The organism is Spirosoma rhododendri, assembly GCF_012849055.1.
Taxonomy (GTDB): domain Bacteria; phylum Bacteroidota; class Bacteroidia; order Cytophagales; family Spirosomataceae; genus Spirosoma; species Spirosoma rhododendri.
This window is the reverse complement of sequence record NZ_CP051677.1, coordinates 5,375,131-5,390,273: the sequence shown is the minus strand read 5'-3', so window position 1 is coordinate 5,390,273 and position 15,143 is coordinate 5,375,131. Positions and strand designations below refer to the sequence as shown.

Sequence of the window (15,143 nt, the reverse complement as noted above, 5' to 3'; positions counted from 1 at the left end):
TAACTTTACAACTTTATTTCAGTGAATCGCCTACGTATGGGAGGATGGCCAGGTGACGGGCGCGCTTGACGGCCTGAGCCACTTTGCGCTGGTTTTTCAGGCTGGTGCCGGTCAGACGGCGGGGCAGAATTTTGCCCTGCTCGTTGAGGAGCTTCAGCAGGAAGTTACCGTCTTTGTAGTCGATATACTTGATACCAGCTTTCTTAAAGCGGTCGTATTTTTTGCGGGTCTCGGTCTTCGAGACAGATTCGTTTTGCAGACTCATGATTACTTAGCCTCGTTTTCGGTTTGTTTTTTCTTGCCCACCAGTCCGTTGCGCTTACGGTCGTTGTAGTCAACGGCGTGCTTGTCGAGCGATACCGTCAGGTGACGGATAATGCGCTCATCACGGAGATACTCGGTGTTGAGTTTCTCGATGATCGTGCCGGGAGCCTTAAACTCGAAGAGTTGGTAGTAACCCGTGTTTTTGTGCTGAATTGGATAGGCCAGCTTACGCAGACCCATGTTCTCTTCGTGAACCAGTTCCGCGCCATTTTCGGTCAGCACATTACGGAACTTGTCAACGGCGTCCTTCATCTGAAGATCAGATAAAACGGGAGTTAAAATGAACACCGTTTCGTAATTATTGGGAAACATTGTGTAATTGGTTTGAAATGAGGGCGCAAAGGTACAACAAAAGTTATAAAGTTATAGGGTTGTATGGTTATAAAGTTGGCTGACGCCGGTATTGTATACGTCAGCCAACTTTATAACCATACAACCCTATAACTCTCCAACTCCAAACTACCGTACCGTAAACTCGCCTTCGCCGATTCGGAAGCCCTCGCAGTACACTTCGACTACGTGTTTACCTTCTGAAAAACGCTGTGCCCCCCGCCCGTATATGAAGTCGATTTCCTGCCGGTCGTTGGTGAACGTGAAGGATTGTTTGGCGGTGTAGATCGTGCCCTGTCCGTTGTAAGTGAATTCACCGGAACCCGTTGCCATGTCGGAGATGACGGCACCGTTGGGGTCCAGAATGCGCATGTACATCTCTTTCTCGTTCTGCTGAGCCAGTCCGTTGGGAGCCAGTTTTACCGCCACCTTTATTTTTTCAATGCGCTTGGCTTTGTAGCTGCCGCCGTCTTTCTCCTTGCCGCGCCGGTTGATGGCGTCTACGTTGATTGACTCGGCCCGGAGGGCGGCTGCTATCGTGACTTTCTCGTTTAATTCGCGGTTACGGGCCGAGTACGAGCTTACTGAATCGTTGAGACTCTGTCGTTCATTGCGGAGCGTACTGTTCTCGGTGCTGAGCGAGTCATTTCTGGCGACCAGAACCCCATTTTCTTCTTTCAGTCGGGCGATTTCCTGGTCTTTCTGTGCCAGCAGCGACTGGTAATTTTTGATCTTCTGATCGTATTTCTTGCTGTTGAAACTGGTGACGTTCCGCAGTTCCCGCTTGTCGATTTCAAGCTGCGCCTTCACTTTCATGAGTGAATCAACGCTACCACCCAGCCGCTGAATCTCGGCAATTTTAGCATCCAGTTCATTGGAGATCGAGTCGAGCCGGGTTTTTACGGCAAGTACTTCTTCCGTCTTGGCTGCGATAGTGGCATCCTTGTTTTTGTTGAGCTGGTGTTCCTGGTAGTAGAAGTAAAGCAGTAGTACGTTCAGAGCAGCCAGCACCAGCAGGGCAACCAACAGATAACTGCGGCTGTTGTTAGTCTGAGTTCGGGGTCTTGATTCCATAGGAAGGTTGTCAGGATAAGTAGTGAAAATATTGACATCAACAACGCTGCGAACATAGCTACTTATTGTCGTTGCGCCGATAATATACCTTAGCGGGCCAAAAACTACGGGATTCTGCGTAGTTCTCAAACCTATCTTTGCACAATAGTAACGAATGGACAGGGGCTTACCTGCCCGGAAATACGCATGATTGCAGCTAGTATACACACGATTGAGCAGGAAATAGAAGGCCGTGCCCGGCTGATTGCGGTGACGAAAACCAAACCGGTCTCGATGCTACAGGAAGCATACGACGCCGGTGCCCGGCTCTTTGGGGAGAACAAAGTGCAGGAAATGGCTGAGAAACAGCCGCAATTACCTGCCGACGTTGAATGGCATCAGATCGGGCATTTGCAGACCAACAAGGTCAAATATATTGCCCCCTTCGTAAGTCTGATTCATTCGATTGACAGTCTCAAACTGCTGGACGAGGTGAACAAGCAGGCAACTAAAAATGACCGCGTTATCGACTGCCTGCTTCAGATTCACATCGCCGACGAAGAAACTAAATTTGGTCTTCTCCCCGACGAAGCTGAGACCTTACTTCGCTCACCTGAGTTGCGGGCTATGCAGAACGTCCGGATTGTGGGGCTGATGGGGTTAGCAACGAACACCGACGACGAAACGCAAATACGGCAGGAGTTTCGCGGCTTGAAACAACTGTATGACAAACTGGCGACGCTTTCGACCGCCAACGTACAGTTCAGCGAACTATCGATGGGCATGAGTGGCGACTACCGGATTGCTGTCGAAGAGGGTAGCACGCTGGTACGCGTCGGTAGCGCTATTTTCGGTGCGAGAAGCTGATTGTCTGAACTATGATTCGTCTGATTGTTTGATTGCCCTGATTTTCTTTTTTGAAATCACAGCCTATCAGCGTAATCAGCGTCAATCATAGTTCAGACAATCCGAACAACCATAATTCAGACAATCATTATGAAGTTCTTTATTCAGGCAGGGGCAATTTTGGGTGTAGTAGGTGTTGCGCTTGGTGCGTTTGGAGCCCACGCCCTGCGGGCAATGCTGGAGTCGACGGGGCGGGCGGCTACGTTTGAAACGGCTGTTAAATACCAGTTTTACCACGCGCTGGCGCTGGTGCTGGTGGGCATACTGATACAACTGGTGGGTAGCAATCCGACAGCTGTCCGGCTGCTGGGCTGGGCGGGGTACTCGTTTCTGGGCGGGACGCTGATTTTTTCCGGTTCGCTCTACGTCCTGTGTTTCACGGGTATTACGTGGCTGGGGGCTATTACGCCACTTGGTGGTGTCGCGCTGATTGCGGGCTGGGCACTGCTACTTTGGGCTTTTTTGTAAAAAATTCTGACTATGTTGTTACCAGGCTTGGTAGAATGCGTCTGAACCCCGTAATCCGAACTAAAGACATGTCTCTCCAACCTGAAACCTATCATCTACTAATCTACATCGCAACGCTGGGCGTAACGCTACTCGCTGGGCTTTTGCTGGGTACGCTAACCAACGGTTGGCAGTACAACAAACCTCGTCCGCAGAAGGTAACGCATCGCCACTAGGGTACCGTACACACAAATCAGCCATACTTTTTCTGATTGACACGACAGGCCCGACCGTATTTTCATGGCCGGGCCTGTCGTTTTGTAGCGGTGGTTGACCGGGCAACTGTCTTTGCTTTTTCGTATCTTTGCATCCTGATTCTGAGAATAATGCAAACGAATATACAGGCCGAAACCGCTCGTCGACGGACTTTCGCCATCATCAGCCACCCCGACGCTGGTAAAACGACGCTTACCGAAAAACTGCTGCTTTTTGGTGGGGCTATACAGACGGCTGGAGCCGTCAAATCCAACAAGATCAAGAAAACGGCCACGTCCGACTTTATGGAAATCGAGAAGCAGCGCGGCATCTCGGTGGCTACGTCGGTAATGACGTTCGAGTACGACAATCTAAAGATAAACATTCTCGACACGCCCGGTCACAAAGATTTCGCGGAAGATACGTACCGTACGCTGACGGCCGTTGACAGTGTTATTCTGGTTATCGACTGCGTGAAAGGCGTCGAAGAGCAGACGGAGCGGCTCATGGAAGTGTGCCGCATGCGCGATACGCCGGTGATCATTTTCATCAATAAACTGGACCGCGAAGGGCGAAACCCGTTTGACCTCCTCGACGAATTGGAGGAGAAGCTGAACATCCGCGTTCGGCCGATGACGTGGCCGGTCAATATGGGGTCTGACTTTAAAGGTGTTTACAATCTGATCGAGAAAAAATTATATTTCTTCAAGGTCAACAAAACGAAAGTCGAAGACGACGTAATGGCCATCGAGCTGGCCGATTCGATGCTCGATAAGAAAGTGGGTGAGCGCGACGCAGCTCAGCTACGGGAAGACGTCGAACTGATCGAAGGCGTGTACGACGCGTTCGACCGGCAGGCGTATCTCGACGGTAAACTGGCCCCCGTATTTTTCGGGTCGGCGGTCAACAACTTTGGCGTGAAGGAGCTGCTCGAAGGGTTCTGCGATATTTCACCCGAACCCATCGCCCGCCCGACTGATAAGCGGGAGGTGCTGCCGGAAGAGAAAAACTTTAGCGGTTTCGTCTTTAAAATTCACGCAAACCTCGACCCGCGTCACCGCGATCGTATCGCGTTTCTGCGGATTTGTTCGGGCGTGTTTGAGCGGGGTAAATTCTACCACCATACCCGGCTCGACAAAAATGTGCGCTTCGCATCGCCGTTCAGTTTCATGGCCGATAGCAAAAGCGTAGTCGAAGAAGGTTTCCCCGGCGACGTGGTGGGGTTGTATGATACCGGCACGTTCAAAATTGGCGATACGCTGACGGAAGGGGAGGAGCTACAGTTTCAGGGTATTCCCAGCTTTTCGCCCGAAATTTTCAAAGAGCTTATCAACCTCGACCCGATGAAGGCGAAGCAGCTCGACAAGGGTATTCAGCAGTTGACCGACGAGGGCGTCGCGCAGTTGTTTACGCTTGAAGTTGGTAACCGGAAAATCGTTGGTACGGTGGGTGAGCTTCAGTTTGAAGTTATTCAGTACCGGCTCGAAAACGAATACGGGGCCAAGTGTCGCTGGGTGGGTCTGAACTACACTAAGGCTTGCTGGATTACCTCCGAAGATCCGTCGAAGCTGGCCGAGTTTATCCGGCTGAAGGGCAACCAAATTGCGTACGACAAAGACAACCGGCCGGTGTTTCTGGCCGAATCGGACTGGATGCTGCGCATGAATCAGCAGAACAACTCCGATGTACAGTTTCACCTGACCTCAGAGTTCGACATGGTTGTCTAGATAACCACTATAGATTCTGGTCTGATTTTTTAAACCACCGGCAACGAGTGGCGTTATCATAACAACGAACCTAAATCGCTCACTATGAAAACGCCACTCGTTTCGTTTGCGCTCGCGTTGCTGCTCAGTTCAGCTGCGTTGGCACAACAACCCGCGAAAAAAAGTAAGTCAACCAGCAAAACCGGCGGTACTATGTCAGAGATGGATGCAAAGCGGTCAAATCAGTCGGCTTCCAACGCTTATGACGGGCTACCCGCCGGCACAGGAACCACCATGGAACAGACACAGGCTGCCAAAACGCCAACGCAGCCCACTGCAACCGATGCCCGTAGCAGCACCATGACGGGGCCATCGTCGGTGAAAGCCCGAAAAAATCCGGCCAAGCGCGGTAACTAGGTTAAAGCAGGTTTAATAAATATCGCCCAACATTTTCAGCGATAGCCGGGTTAATACACAGATTAATCTGATTTAAACCATACACTCTAATGAAAAAGTCACTGATTGCTTTGGTCGCTGTTGTAATGATGTCGGGTGCTGCTTTTGCGCAGGATGATGCAAAAAAGGCGCACAAAGAGATGAAGAAGGAAGCTAAAGAAATGAAGAAAGACGCCAAGCGTGCCGGCGACGACACGAAGGCGGAAGCGGCCAAAGACATGAAGAAAATGCACAAAGAGATGAAGAAGGACGCCAAGAAAATGGACAAGTAGTTCTTCATGGTGCCAATACAAAAAGGGCTTCCCAATTATGGGAAGCCCTTTTTGTATTGGCACTTCTGCTGATTTATAACGCAGCCAGTGTTGATTCTTTGAAACGGTAGATCGACAGGTTTGGCTCTAGGTCGGCAAGGGATACCTGCGTGTCGGTGAGTTGCCCGTTGGCGAGGTCATATACCCAGCCGTGAACCTTGATGTCTTTGCTTTCAAACATCCGCTTCTGCACAAACGACAGCTTCATCACATTCAGGCACTGCTCCCGGACGTTGAGTTCGACCAGTTTCCGGTGCCGGGCGTCTGCGTCTTCAATCGAATCAAGTTCGTCGCGGTGAATACGATACACGTCCTGGATGTTACGCAGCCAGGTGTTCATGTACCCGTAATCTTCGTGCGATACCGATGCTTTGACGCCCCCGCAGCCATAGTGCCCACACACGATGACGTGTTTTACTTGCAGGCTCTCAACAGCGTATTGCAATACGGCCAGCGAACTGATATCGTTGTTTGGTACCAGGTTGGCAATGTTCCGGTGAATAAACACGTCGCCCGGCTTGGTGCCCATAAACGCGTCTGGCGACACCCGGCTATCAGAACAACCGATATACAGAAAATCGGGGGTCTGATTTTTAGCCATTTCAGAAAAATAGGAGGGGTCGAGATCCAATTGCTTCTGAACCCACTCTTTATTGTGACTGAATACCTGATCGTACAAGCTCATAAGTTTCTTTGATTTTTTAATCCAAAACTAACACTACTCGGTGGTATTGCGAAGTCTTTTTCTAACGGAGAACGCGCCGGATTGTTACTCAGCCGGCTATAAGTTAGGAATCGGTGACTGGTATCCCCTCGCGGATGCCAGTCGCAGTGGGCGTGGCTGATTCGCTGCTGACCGATTTGTTGGGCAAGCAAACCCGGAACGTAGTTCCTTTGCCGGGCGATGAATGCACGTCGATCGAGCCCTGATGAATTTCGATAATGCGCTTGGTGAGGGCCAGGCCGATACCATAGCCGCTGATTGTCATGGTTGAGTCGGAGCGGTAGAACGGCTCGAAGATACTCGGCAAGTCGCTGGCGGGAATACCGTAGCCCTGATCACTGACCGTCACCTGAATTTGCTGCGACAGAAACGAGATCCGCACCATGACCGAATGGTCGGGTGAATATTTACACCCATTTTCCATCAGATTCTGAAACGCAGTCTGTAGCAATGATTCATCGCCAAGGATTACCAAATCGTCTTCCTGGTTGGGCAGCTCATCGAAATCGATATTGATCTGGTAATCGGCCTTCTTGTGCGTAAGCTGGCTCTGCGCCTGCCAGAGTAACTCATCGAGCCGAACCGCGTGCTTGGGCAGGTTGGGAAAGCCTGTATTGGCGCGGGCCAGTTCGAGGAGTCCGTTTACCAGCCGAATCATATTCTGCACTTCATCGAGCAGCCCGTCGATTGCGGTTTCGTACTCGGCAACGGATCGGGGCTGGAGCCGGGTGACTTCGATTTGCCCCATCATAACCGTCAGGGGAGTCCGCAGCTCATGCGAGGCATGGGACACGAAACTTTTCTGCGACACAAACGCCTTTTCCAGCCGACTGAGTAGTTCGTTGAACGTACGGGCAAGATCGGCAAGCTCGTCGCGCTGACGACCCACTTGCAATCGTTTGTGAATATTGGTTGCCGAAATCGTGTTGGCCTGATCGATCAGTTCGGCCACGGGACGCAGGGCATCAGCGGCAAACAGATAACCGGCGATAGCAACGATGACCAGACAGAGCAAGCCTCCAAACAGCAGAATATTACGAAGTCGTTCAAGCTTGGAGAAGCCATACCGGTCGTACGCCGATGCGACCGAGATCGAAATTCGGCCACTGTTGCTGGCATTGGTATAGCGGACGCCCACCGTTTCCCGATCGCCCTGCCTGACATACGGGGTTTCCCCCAGAAGTACCTGCCGGAAGAAAGCCGGCGTGAACGCATACCGACCCGACGGCTTTCCCCGGCTGTATAAAATCTTTCCTTTATCGTCGTAGATAGTAACCTGTTCGGCAGCCAGAATAGGCAGGTCGGCTGCGGCTACTTCGCCCGCATCATTTCGCAGACGAACCGTTGTCGTTGCCAGCTCCTGAAGTCGTTTCTGAAATTCCTGCTCTCTGAACTGACTGTATAGGTAATAGACAGACACCGAAAACAGCAACAGGATAGACCCTACCAGCAAGCCGAACAGCAATGTTAGACGAACGCGGATGTTCATGAAGTGAGGCATACGGTGCTGGCGACAGAAATAGCCCCGGTGCTATTCATCTTTCAGCATGTACCCCATACCAATTACGGTATGAATCAGCTTTTGTGGAAAATCTTTGTCGATTTTCTTCCGAAGGAAGTTTACGTAGACGTCGATAACGTTGGTGCCGGTGTCGAAATGGATGTCCCACACTTTCTCGGCAATGTCGATCCGCGATACAACCCGTCCCCGATTACGCATCAGATATTCAAGCAGGCCAAACTCCTTAGCCGTCAGTTCGATCCGGCGGCTATCCCGGCGGGCAATCTTCTCGTTCAGGTCAAGCTCCAGGTCGGCTACTTTCAGCACGTTGGCCTGAATTCCGTTTTCGCTGCTGCGCTTGGTGAGCGCTCGTAGCCGGGCCATCAGTTCGCGAAACTCGAACGGTTTGACCAGATAATCATCAGCACCCGACTCGAAACCCGTCAGTTTATCGTCGACCGAGCCCATTGCTGTTAGCATCAGTACGGGTGTGTGATTCTTTTCCTGTCGTATCGACTGTACTACGTCGAAACCATTCAGCTTCGGCAGGTTTACGTCAAGTATGATAACGTCGTATGGATTACTGAGCGCCATGTTACGCCCCATCTGACCGTCGTAAGCCACGTCGACTTGGCATGACTGTTCTTCCAGACCTTTTTTTACAAACGACGCCAGCTTTGGCTCATCTTCAACGACCAGTATTTTCATAATCTAGTATAAACAATTGTGGGGCATATTACTGAAAACGCGCAGCTATCACATTAGTTTACGGCACCTTTTAACTACCTTTTAAAAACGGCGGTTAGAGACGCATACAACATGTGTATATACGTTGCGGAACAGGTACAAAAAAGCCGCTCCGAAGATCGGGGCGGCTTTCCGCTTCTATCCACACCATTTCGGGAAATAAGCCAGATAGACCTATTGTCCCGATTGTTCAACCTTCCCTTTGTAAAGGATTAATTGCTAAACTAGTCAAAGCTTCCTTAAGTTCAAAATTGATCAAAAGTCTGTATGAGTTGTAACTCCTTCGAGCTAGACTAAACAATCTATATTACTAACGCGGTGAGCGTATAGAAACGTATACCGCAACCGATTATAAATCCAGAAACTTACCGCGATAAAACGAATAGAATATGAGCGGGAAAATGAACAGCGTTAGCAGAGTAGCCGTAATCAAACCACCAATTACGACGATCGCCAGCGGGCGCGCTGTCTCCGACCCGATACCGTGCGAAAGGGCGGCTGGAATCAGGCCAATGCCGGCCATCATGGCGGTCATCACCACCGGGCGGATGCGCGAAATAACACCCTGCCTGATCGATTCGTTGAGTGACAGCCGGTTGTGCAGGTTTTTCTTGAATACCGAGATCAGGATGACGCCGTTCTGAATGCAGATACCAAACAGCGCGATAAACCCGATACCGGCCGAGATGCTGAAGTTGACGTGGGTGACGAGCAGGGCCGCGATGCCGCCGATGATGGCAAACGGTACGTTGACCAGCACCAGTCCCGCATCTTTCACGTTGCCGAACAGCACAAACAGGATAAAGAAAATGGCCAGCAGGCTGATCGGCACAACCTGCTCAAGGCGTAGCGTGGCCCGTTGCTGATTCTCAAAATCGCCCGCCCATTTAATGGTGTAACCCGGCGGCAGCTGCACGTGCTCCTGCACGTTTTGCTGCGCTTCGGCTACCGCCCCGCCCATATCGCGGCCCCGAACCGAAAACTTGACGGCTCCGTACCGCTGACTGCCTTCCCTAAAAATCAGTACCGGGCCCGTCTGCGTGTACACATTAGCGATCTCCTTGATCGGAATCATGGAATTATTCTGGGTAGGCACCATCAAGCGGCTGATCTGCTGTTCACCCGACCGGAATGGCTGCTCGTAACGAATACGCAGGTCAAACCGGCGTTCACCTTCGTAGATCTGCGTGGCCGCCTTGCCGCCGATAGCCATCTCCACAACCGCTTCGGCATCGGCCTTGTCGACGCCATACAGCGCGATCTTACGTTCGTCGAGTTCGATACGCATTTCGGGCTGACCAGTTGTACGGATAACGCCCAGATCGTCAATGCCCTGCACGCGGGCGAGCTGCTTCCTGACTTCGTAGGCTTTGTTTTCCAGAATGGTCTGATCGGGACCGTAAATCTTGACGGCAATCGAGCCTTTTACCCCCGACACAGCCTCCTCGACGTTATCCATGATGGGCTGCGAAAATCCGAAATTAACCCCCGGGAATATGCGCAGTTTATCCTGCATCTGATCAATAAGTTCTTCCTTCGTGAGCTTACTTTTCCACTCCTCCTGCGGATAAATATCAACCAGAAATTCAATGTTATAAAACCCGGTTGGGTCGGTACCGTCGTTGGGGCGACCTGTCTGGGAAATTACACCTTTTACTTCGGGAAATTGCCGAAAAATCTGCCGCATCTGAATCGTTTCCTGCACCGATTCCGGTAAGGAAATACTCATCGGCATTGTCGCCCGCACGTAGATCGAACCTTCGTTCAGTTCCGGCAAAAACTCGGTTCCCAGTAGGGGGAAGCCTGCCAGACCAACAACGACGATTAAGGCGGTTGCAATCAGGCTAGTACGCCGATGTGAAAACGTGAACGTGAAAATTCGGGTCGACCATTTCGTGATAAAATTCACGAACGGATTGTGCTTCTCGCGTACGTTTTTCTGTAGCAGAATACTGGCCAGTACGGGTACGAGCGTCAGGGTAAAAATCAGCGCACCCAGCAAGGCAAAGCCCAGTGTCCAGGCAAGGGGAGAAAATAGTTTGCCTTCAACTTTCTGGAATGAAAAGATGGGGATCAGACAGGTGATGATAATGAGTTTGGAAAAGAATATGGCCTTCCCCATTTCTGTACCCGTCCGGCGCAGTACGCCCATCTTGGCCAGCCGGTTGAACCGCGCCATACCAACCCGGTGCGCCAGTTCGTCCATCGTCACAAAAATACCCTCGACCATGACCACGGCTCCGTCTACGATGATGCCGAAGTCAATAGCACCCATGCTGAGCAGGTTGGCCGACATACCTTTGAGCCGCAGACAGATAAACGCGAACAGCAACGCCAGCGGAATCACAATCGACACGGTCAGCGTTGTGCGCCAGTCGGCCATGAACAGAAAGACGATTACCGTCACGAAAATAATCCCTTCGATCAAGTTGTGCGTAACCGTATGAGTAGAGAAGTCGATCAGGGTTTCGCGGTTGTAAAACGTGTCGATCTGCACGTCGCCGGGAAGCACCTGCTCGTTGAGGTCCGTAATTTTGGTTTTGACGCGCTGAATAACTTCGCTGGGGTTTTCGCCCTTCCGCATAATCACGATGCATTCCACTACGTCGTCGGTAGGGCCGCGCCCGGCCTGTCCCAGCCGGGGTAGGGCCGACTCCGACACCTGCGCCACATTGCCAACCATGATTGGCGTACCGTTGACGTTCTTGATGATAATGCTTTCGATATCGCGCTGATTGCGGAGCAGACCAATGCCGCGCACGACGTAAGCCTGCGAGTTTTTGTTGATCACGTCGCCCCCGACATTGACGTTTGAGGCTGCGACAGCCTTGTAAAGTTCGAGCGGGGTAATGTCGTAATCGATCAGCCGGCGGGGGTCGAGCGAGATTTCGTAGGTTTTTACTTCACCGCCGAAGCTAACGACGTCGGCCACGCCCGGCACACCTTTCAACTGCCGTTCGATCACCCAGTCCTGCAATGTTTTCAGCTCGCGCGAATTGCGGGTGGGGGAGCTGAGTGTATAGCGGAAGATTTCCCCCGTTGGGCCGTAGGGGGGCTGTACGTCGGGCCGGATGTCTTCGGGCAGTTCGATACCATTGAGCAGGTTGTTGACCTGCTGCCGGGCAAACGTATCATCGACCCCGTCATCAAAAATAATTTTAACGACGGACAGCCCGAACAACGAAGTCGACCGGATATCGGTGCGTCGCTGAACGGGGTTCAGGCCAATTTCAATGGGGATGGTTACAAATTTTTCGACCTCTTCCGCCGACCGGCCCGGCCACTGGGTAATCAGCGTGATCTGCGTGTTGGTAACGTCGGGGAAGGCTTCGATGGGCGTGTTGCGGTAACTGATAACCCCCGCTACGACCGCCAGAAATGTCAGGAAAAAGATGAAAAACTTATTCTTCAGCGAAAACGACAGAATGCCCTTGATAAACTTGTTCATGTACGGCGAAATAGGAGGGCTTAGTTACCCAGGGCGTTGTAAATCAGCAGCTGATTCCGGCTGACGACGCGGTCGCCGGGGGCCAGGCCACCCGTCAGGTACGTTTTATCGCCTACCGTGCGGTAAAGGCTTACCTCCCGGACAACGGGATTGTGCTGCCGGTCGACGGTGACGACGTAATTGCGGTTTTTGTCGAACACAACCGCCCCGGCCGGAATCGTTACCCGCTCATCTTTGCCGGCATACGTCACATTGACGTTGGCAAACATTTCGGGTTTCAGGCGGTAGTCGGCGTTATCAAGCGTTACCCGGACTTTCATGGTCTTACTGCCGGGGTCCAGCACGTTGAAAATCTTGTCGATATGGCCTTTGAACACTTTGTCAGGATACGAGATCGTCGTAATCAGAGCGGGGTCGCCTTCGTGCACGTGCGACAGGTCGGACTCATAGACGTTGGCCAGTACCCATACCCGGTCGAGGTTCGAGATAGTGAACAGATTTTCGGGATCGTCGGAGCGGAGTTCCATACCGGCCGAAGCTGATTTTTCAACAATGAACCCGCTCATCGGTGCTTTCACGACGTACGAAGACCCGCTGCCACCCAGAATCCGACGTCGCTCAGTAACCCGGTTTACTTCACCCTTGGCTGCCTGCAACTGTTCCCGACTCGCTACCAGATCGCGCTCCGAACTAAATCCGGCCTTGTTCATGCCCTCCGTTACCTGCATATTTTTCTGCGCTACGGCCAGTTCGCCACGCGCCGTCACGGCGGCCTGTTCCAGGTCGGCCAGATCTCCCGACCGGATTATGGCCAGTACCTGTCCTTTTTTGACGTAATCGCCCAGATCAACCCGCAACGCTTCGATATGACCACCCACCAGCGGAAACACCTTAACGACCTGATCCTGATTGAACGACACCTTGCCCGTCAGGCTAAGTTCGTTGTTTGTCCGCTCCAGCCGGGCCGTATCCAGTGTAGCTGAACGCAACAGATCAAGATGTTTTCTGGCTGGCCTGTTGGCTTGCTCGGGTGTGGCTGATGAGCCGCAGGCACTTAAAAAGGCCCCAAGCACCACGCAGGAGAGCCACGAACTCAACGATGAGTTTTTGGGCAATATGAATCGATAAATCGGTGAAGTTAAGCGGAGCAACATCAGTAGTGCGTTTACGGGTGGCTACCAAGCCAGCCACAAATGTGCCTAACAGTTCTTAAATATTACTTAAGCAAGAATTAAAAGTATATTAAAGGACAGGAAACACAAAAGAGCCCGCCAACTCACGTTGACGGGCTCACTATACTTCACTTGACTAATCTATTCTAGCTTGCCTTCAAGGAATCTTTAGCCTTGTCGACGCCTTCTTTCGCGCTGTCAGCCAGATCGTCTACTTTGTCGTTGTAGACCGATTTGTCTTTCTCAAACTGGTTCTGCGCGTCGCTTTTGGCCGCGTTGAACTGCGATTTCGCCTGGTCCGCGTATTGGTTAACCTGCGTCTTCGCCTGATCGGTGTACTGGTTAACCTGTGTTTTTACCTGCTCGTAGCCTTCTTTCGCCTGAGCAACGCCTTTATCCCACTGATCTTTCAGCCCTTCGCTACGCTTGTTAGCTTCATCGACCAGTTTCTCGCGTGTTTCTTTACCGCTGCGGGGGGCTGTCAACAAACCGATAACAACACCCGTAATGATACCTGTGAAAAAATCTCTCGTGCTTCTCATGATTTCCCTGCTTTGACGGTTACTAGGTTGAATCAATATTTTACCTTACGCTTCAGTTCGTCGGCAACATCTTTCGACTTAGAACCGGCCTGATCGACGAAATCATTGTACTGACTCTTGATGCTGTCAAGACCGTCTTGCAGTTGATCCTGCAAATCGCTGAAGAATGAATCTGACTCCGACGAGATACGCTTCCGCGTTTTCTTGCCGCTTTCAGGAGCCAACAAAATACCAACAACAGCACCAACGGCCAGTCCTACCAAGATTCCGGGTAACGATCTCATTTTTTTATGATTTAGTGAGTGAATAATTTCAGTCTATAAATAGATAAATTGATACCAATGTTTTTGATTTTCTGATAAAATACTGATATTCAGATGTTTATTTGGTAATTGTAGGCGATTGTTGACCAGCTACGACGAGGATAAAATTCCCCATATCTGCCTAATAATTCCTCAGTCCGCTCTACACCGCATTACGCAGGATGAGTCGGATAAATGATAAAATGTAACCTGATAAATAAGATCAGATTGTGTAGCAAAGCGGTTGGTGGGGGCCGAAAAAATAAAAATCCCTACGCTCAAATTGGCGTAGGGATTCCGTACCCACCGTAACTTGTACTTAACCTAAAGTCTAAATGCTGTTTTCGAACATAAGGTTCCGAAACTAGCTATATCTGTGTGTCGTAATTCGACAGAACAATTCGTTTTTATCAAACGCCACGCCCTTGTATAAGGCGTAGGACGATGGCAATTACTGCAATCACCAGAAGTATGTGAATCAAACCGCCAAGACCGAAACTGTTGAAACCCAAAAAGCCGAGTAACCAAATGATGATCAGCACTACGGCTATTGTGTACAACAAATTTCCCATGACGTTTCAAATTGAGTAAATCAGAAGTGTCTCGTTGCTATCTAACTAGAAAAAGTTGTGCCAGAGTATCCCTATACGTTATCCGGATAAATGGTATCCCGCATACTACTGTAAATGAGTCTATAAACAGCGTTGTGTGCCTGTTTATGGAGCTAATAGCCACATTGGGATACGTGGACGTTGTGTAGACTTTTTTCTACGGTTGTGGAATTAGTGTAGAAAAAGCACACGGCGCTAACCGCTCGGTAACAGGGCCTGGCCGGTTTGCGTATATGGACTGATGACCGAAAATTCAGTATTACTCATTATTAATGGTCGGAGAGGCTTTTATCAACGAAAAGGACGGT

The 15,143-nt window shown here is 50.9% G+C and carries 17 protein-coding genes; 6 read left to right on the top strand and 11 right to left on the bottom strand.

What is annotated here, in order from left to right; genetic code table 11:
* Positions 1-13: 13 nt before the first annotated feature.
* The 3 genes from rpsR to HH216_RS22585 form a co-directional block, all read right to left on the bottom strand.
* Complete coding sequence (rpsR, locus tag HH216_RS22595; protein ID WP_106139615.1) at positions 14-265, bottom strand: 30S ribosomal protein S18; 252 nt, start codon at positions 263-265, stop codon at positions 14-16.
* A gap of 2 nt (positions 266-267) precedes the next feature.
* Entirely contained in the window at positions 268-636 is a 369-nt protein-coding gene (gene rpsF, locus HH216_RS22590; protein ID WP_169552918.1) for a 30S ribosomal protein S6, read from the bottom strand.
* A 147-nt stretch (positions 637-783) separates the two neighbouring features.
* Entirely contained in the window at positions 784-1,728 is a 945-nt protein-coding gene (locus HH216_RS22585) for a hypothetical protein (RefSeq protein WP_169552917.1), read from the bottom strand.
* 186 nt (positions 1,729-1,914) lie between these two features.
* On the opposite strand from HH216_RS22585, the gene HH216_RS22580 reads away from it, so the two are divergent.
* From HH216_RS22580 to HH216_RS22555, 6 genes are all read left to right on the top strand, one after another.
* Complete coding sequence (locus HH216_RS22580) at positions 1,915-2,574, top strand: YggS family pyridoxal phosphate-dependent enzyme (protein WP_174842726.1); 660 nt, start codon at positions 1,915-1,917, stop codon at positions 2,572-2,574.
* Between the two features lie 129 nt (positions 2,575-2,703).
* The gene (locus HH216_RS22575; RefSeq protein WP_169552916.1) at positions 2,704-3,081 is read left to right on the top strand and encodes a DUF423 domain-containing protein; all 378 of its coding nucleotides are present in this window, start codon (positions 2,704-2,706) and stop codon (positions 3,079-3,081) included.
* Positions 3,082-3,149: 68 nt separating this feature from the next.
* On the top strand, positions 3,150-3,296 hold the full coding sequence (locus HH216_RS22570; protein ID WP_169552915.1) for a hypothetical protein: 147 nt from the start codon (positions 3,150-3,152) through the stop codon (positions 3,294-3,296).
* A 150-nt stretch (positions 3,297-3,446) separates the two neighbouring features.
* Positions 3,447-5,042, top strand: coding sequence for a peptide chain release factor 3 (locus tag HH216_RS22565; RefSeq protein WP_169552914.1), 1,596 nt, complete (start codon positions 3,447-3,449; stop codon positions 5,040-5,042).
* An 84-nt stretch (positions 5,043-5,126) separates the two neighbouring features.
* Positions 5,127-5,438: a hypothetical protein gene (locus tag HH216_RS22560; RefSeq protein WP_169552913.1), complete on the top strand. Its 312-nt coding sequence runs from the start codon at positions 5,127-5,129 to the stop codon at positions 5,436-5,438.
* A gap of 89 nt (positions 5,439-5,527) precedes the next feature.
* Positions 5,528-5,749, top strand: a complete 222-nt coding sequence (locus tag HH216_RS22555; RefSeq protein ID WP_169552912.1) for a hypothetical protein — start codon at positions 5,528-5,530, stop codon at positions 5,747-5,749.
* Between the two features lie 73 nt (positions 5,750-5,822).
* Here the strand turns inward: HH216_RS22555 and HH216_RS22550 are convergent, their stop codons facing one another.
* The 8 genes from HH216_RS22550 to HH216_RS22515 all read right to left on the bottom strand — a co-directional run bounded on the left by HH216_RS22550 (position 5,823) and on the right by HH216_RS22515 (position 14,796).
* A complete protein-coding gene (locus tag HH216_RS22550) occupies positions 5,823-6,473 on the bottom strand; it encodes a carbonic anhydrase (protein ID WP_169552911.1) in 651 nt (216 codons plus the stop codon).
* A 103-nt stretch (positions 6,474-6,576) separates the two neighbouring features.
* Positions 6,577-8,001 carry a sensor histidine kinase gene (locus HH216_RS22545; protein ID WP_169553486.1) on the bottom strand — a complete coding sequence of 475 codons (1,425 nt, stop codon included), beginning with the start codon at positions 7,999-8,001 and terminating at the stop codon, positions 6,577-6,579.
* A gap of 42 nt (positions 8,002-8,043) precedes the next feature.
* Positions 8,044-8,721 carry a response regulator gene (locus HH216_RS22540; RefSeq protein WP_169552910.1) on the bottom strand — a complete coding sequence of 226 codons (678 nt, stop codon included), beginning with the start codon at positions 8,719-8,721 and terminating at the stop codon, positions 8,044-8,046.
* 388 nt (positions 8,722-9,109) lie between these two features.
* A complete protein-coding gene (locus HH216_RS22535) occupies positions 9,110-12,208 on the bottom strand; it encodes an efflux RND transporter permease subunit (protein ID WP_169552909.1) in 3,099 nt (1,032 codons plus the stop codon).
* Between the two features lie 20 nt (positions 12,209-12,228).
* Positions 12,229-13,197 carry an efflux RND transporter periplasmic adaptor subunit gene (locus HH216_RS22530; protein WP_254448570.1) on the bottom strand — a complete coding sequence of 323 codons (969 nt, stop codon included), beginning with the start codon at positions 13,195-13,197 and terminating at the stop codon, positions 12,229-12,231.
* A 329-nt stretch (positions 13,198-13,526) separates the two neighbouring features.
* Entirely contained in the window at positions 13,527-13,922 is a 396-nt protein-coding gene (locus HH216_RS22525; RefSeq protein ID WP_169552907.1) for a YtxH domain-containing protein, read from the bottom strand.
* Between the two features lie 32 nt (positions 13,923-13,954).
* Entirely contained in the window at positions 13,955-14,206 is a 252-nt protein-coding gene (locus tag HH216_RS22520; RefSeq protein ID WP_169552906.1) for a YtxH domain-containing protein, read from the bottom strand.
* Positions 14,207-14,634: 428 nt separating this feature from the next.
* A complete protein-coding gene (locus tag HH216_RS22515; protein ID WP_169552905.1) occupies positions 14,635-14,796 on the bottom strand; it encodes a lmo0937 family membrane protein in 162 nt (53 codons plus the stop codon).
* Between the last annotated feature and the right edge of the window lie 347 nt (positions 14,797-15,143).

Bases quoted from the DNA above. Each gene is read 5' to 3' on its own strand.
- HH216_RS22585 (WP_169552917.1), bottom strand. From the start codon at position 1,728: ATGGAATCAAGACCCCGAACTCAGACTAACAACAGCCGCAGTTATCTG.
- rpsF (WP_169552918.1), bottom strand. From the start codon at position 636: ATGTTTCCCAATAATTACGAAACGGTGTTCATTTTAACTCCCGTTTTA.
- HH216_RS22575 (WP_169552916.1), top strand. From the start codon at position 2,704: ATGAAGTTCTTTATTCAGGCAGGGGCAATTTTGGGTGTAGTAGGTGTT.
- HH216_RS22545 (WP_169553486.1), bottom strand. From the start codon at position 8,001: ATGAACATCCGCGTTCGTCTAACATTGCTGTTCGGCTTGCTGGTAGGG.
- HH216_RS22560 (WP_169552913.1), top strand. From the start codon at position 5,127: ATGAAAACGCCACTCGTTTCGTTTGCGCTCGCGTTGCTGCTCAGTTCA.
- HH216_RS22570 (WP_169552915.1), top strand. From the start codon at position 3,150: ATGTCTCTCCAACCTGAAACCTATCATCTACTAATCTACATCGCAACG.
- HH216_RS22565 (WP_169552914.1), top strand. From the start codon at position 3,447: ATGCAAACGAATATACAGGCCGAAACCGCTCGTCGACGGACTTTCGCC.
- HH216_RS22515 (WP_169552905.1), bottom strand. From the start codon at position 14,796: ATGGGAAATTTGTTGTACACAATAGCCGTAGTGCTGATCATCATTTGG.
- HH216_RS22540 (WP_169552910.1), bottom strand. From the start codon at position 8,721: ATGAAAATACTGGTCGTTGAAGATGAGCCAAAGCTGGCGTCGTTTGTA.
- HH216_RS22535 (WP_169552909.1), bottom strand. From the start codon at position 12,208: ATGAACAAGTTTATCAAGGGCATTCTGTCGTTTTCGCTGAAGAATAAG.
- rpsR (WP_106139615.1), bottom strand. From the start codon at position 265: ATGAGTCTGCAAAACGAATCTGTCTCGAAGACCGAGACCCGCAAAAAA.
- HH216_RS22550 (WP_169552911.1), bottom strand. From the start codon at position 6,473: ATGAGCTTGTACGATCAGGTATTCAGTCACAATAAAGAGTGGGTTCAG.
- HH216_RS22555 (WP_169552912.1), top strand. From the start codon at position 5,528: ATGAAAAAGTCACTGATTGCTTTGGTCGCTGTTGTAATGATGTCGGGT.
- HH216_RS22525 (WP_169552907.1), bottom strand. From the start codon at position 13,922: ATGAGAAGCACGAGAGATTTTTTCACAGGTATCATTACGGGTGTTGTT.
- HH216_RS22580 (WP_174842726.1), top strand. From the start codon at position 1,915: ATGATTGCAGCTAGTATACACACGATTGAGCAGGAAATAGAAGGCCGT.
- HH216_RS22520 (WP_169552906.1), bottom strand. From the start codon at position 14,206: ATGAGATCGTTACCCGGAATCTTGGTAGGACTGGCCGTTGGTGCTGTT.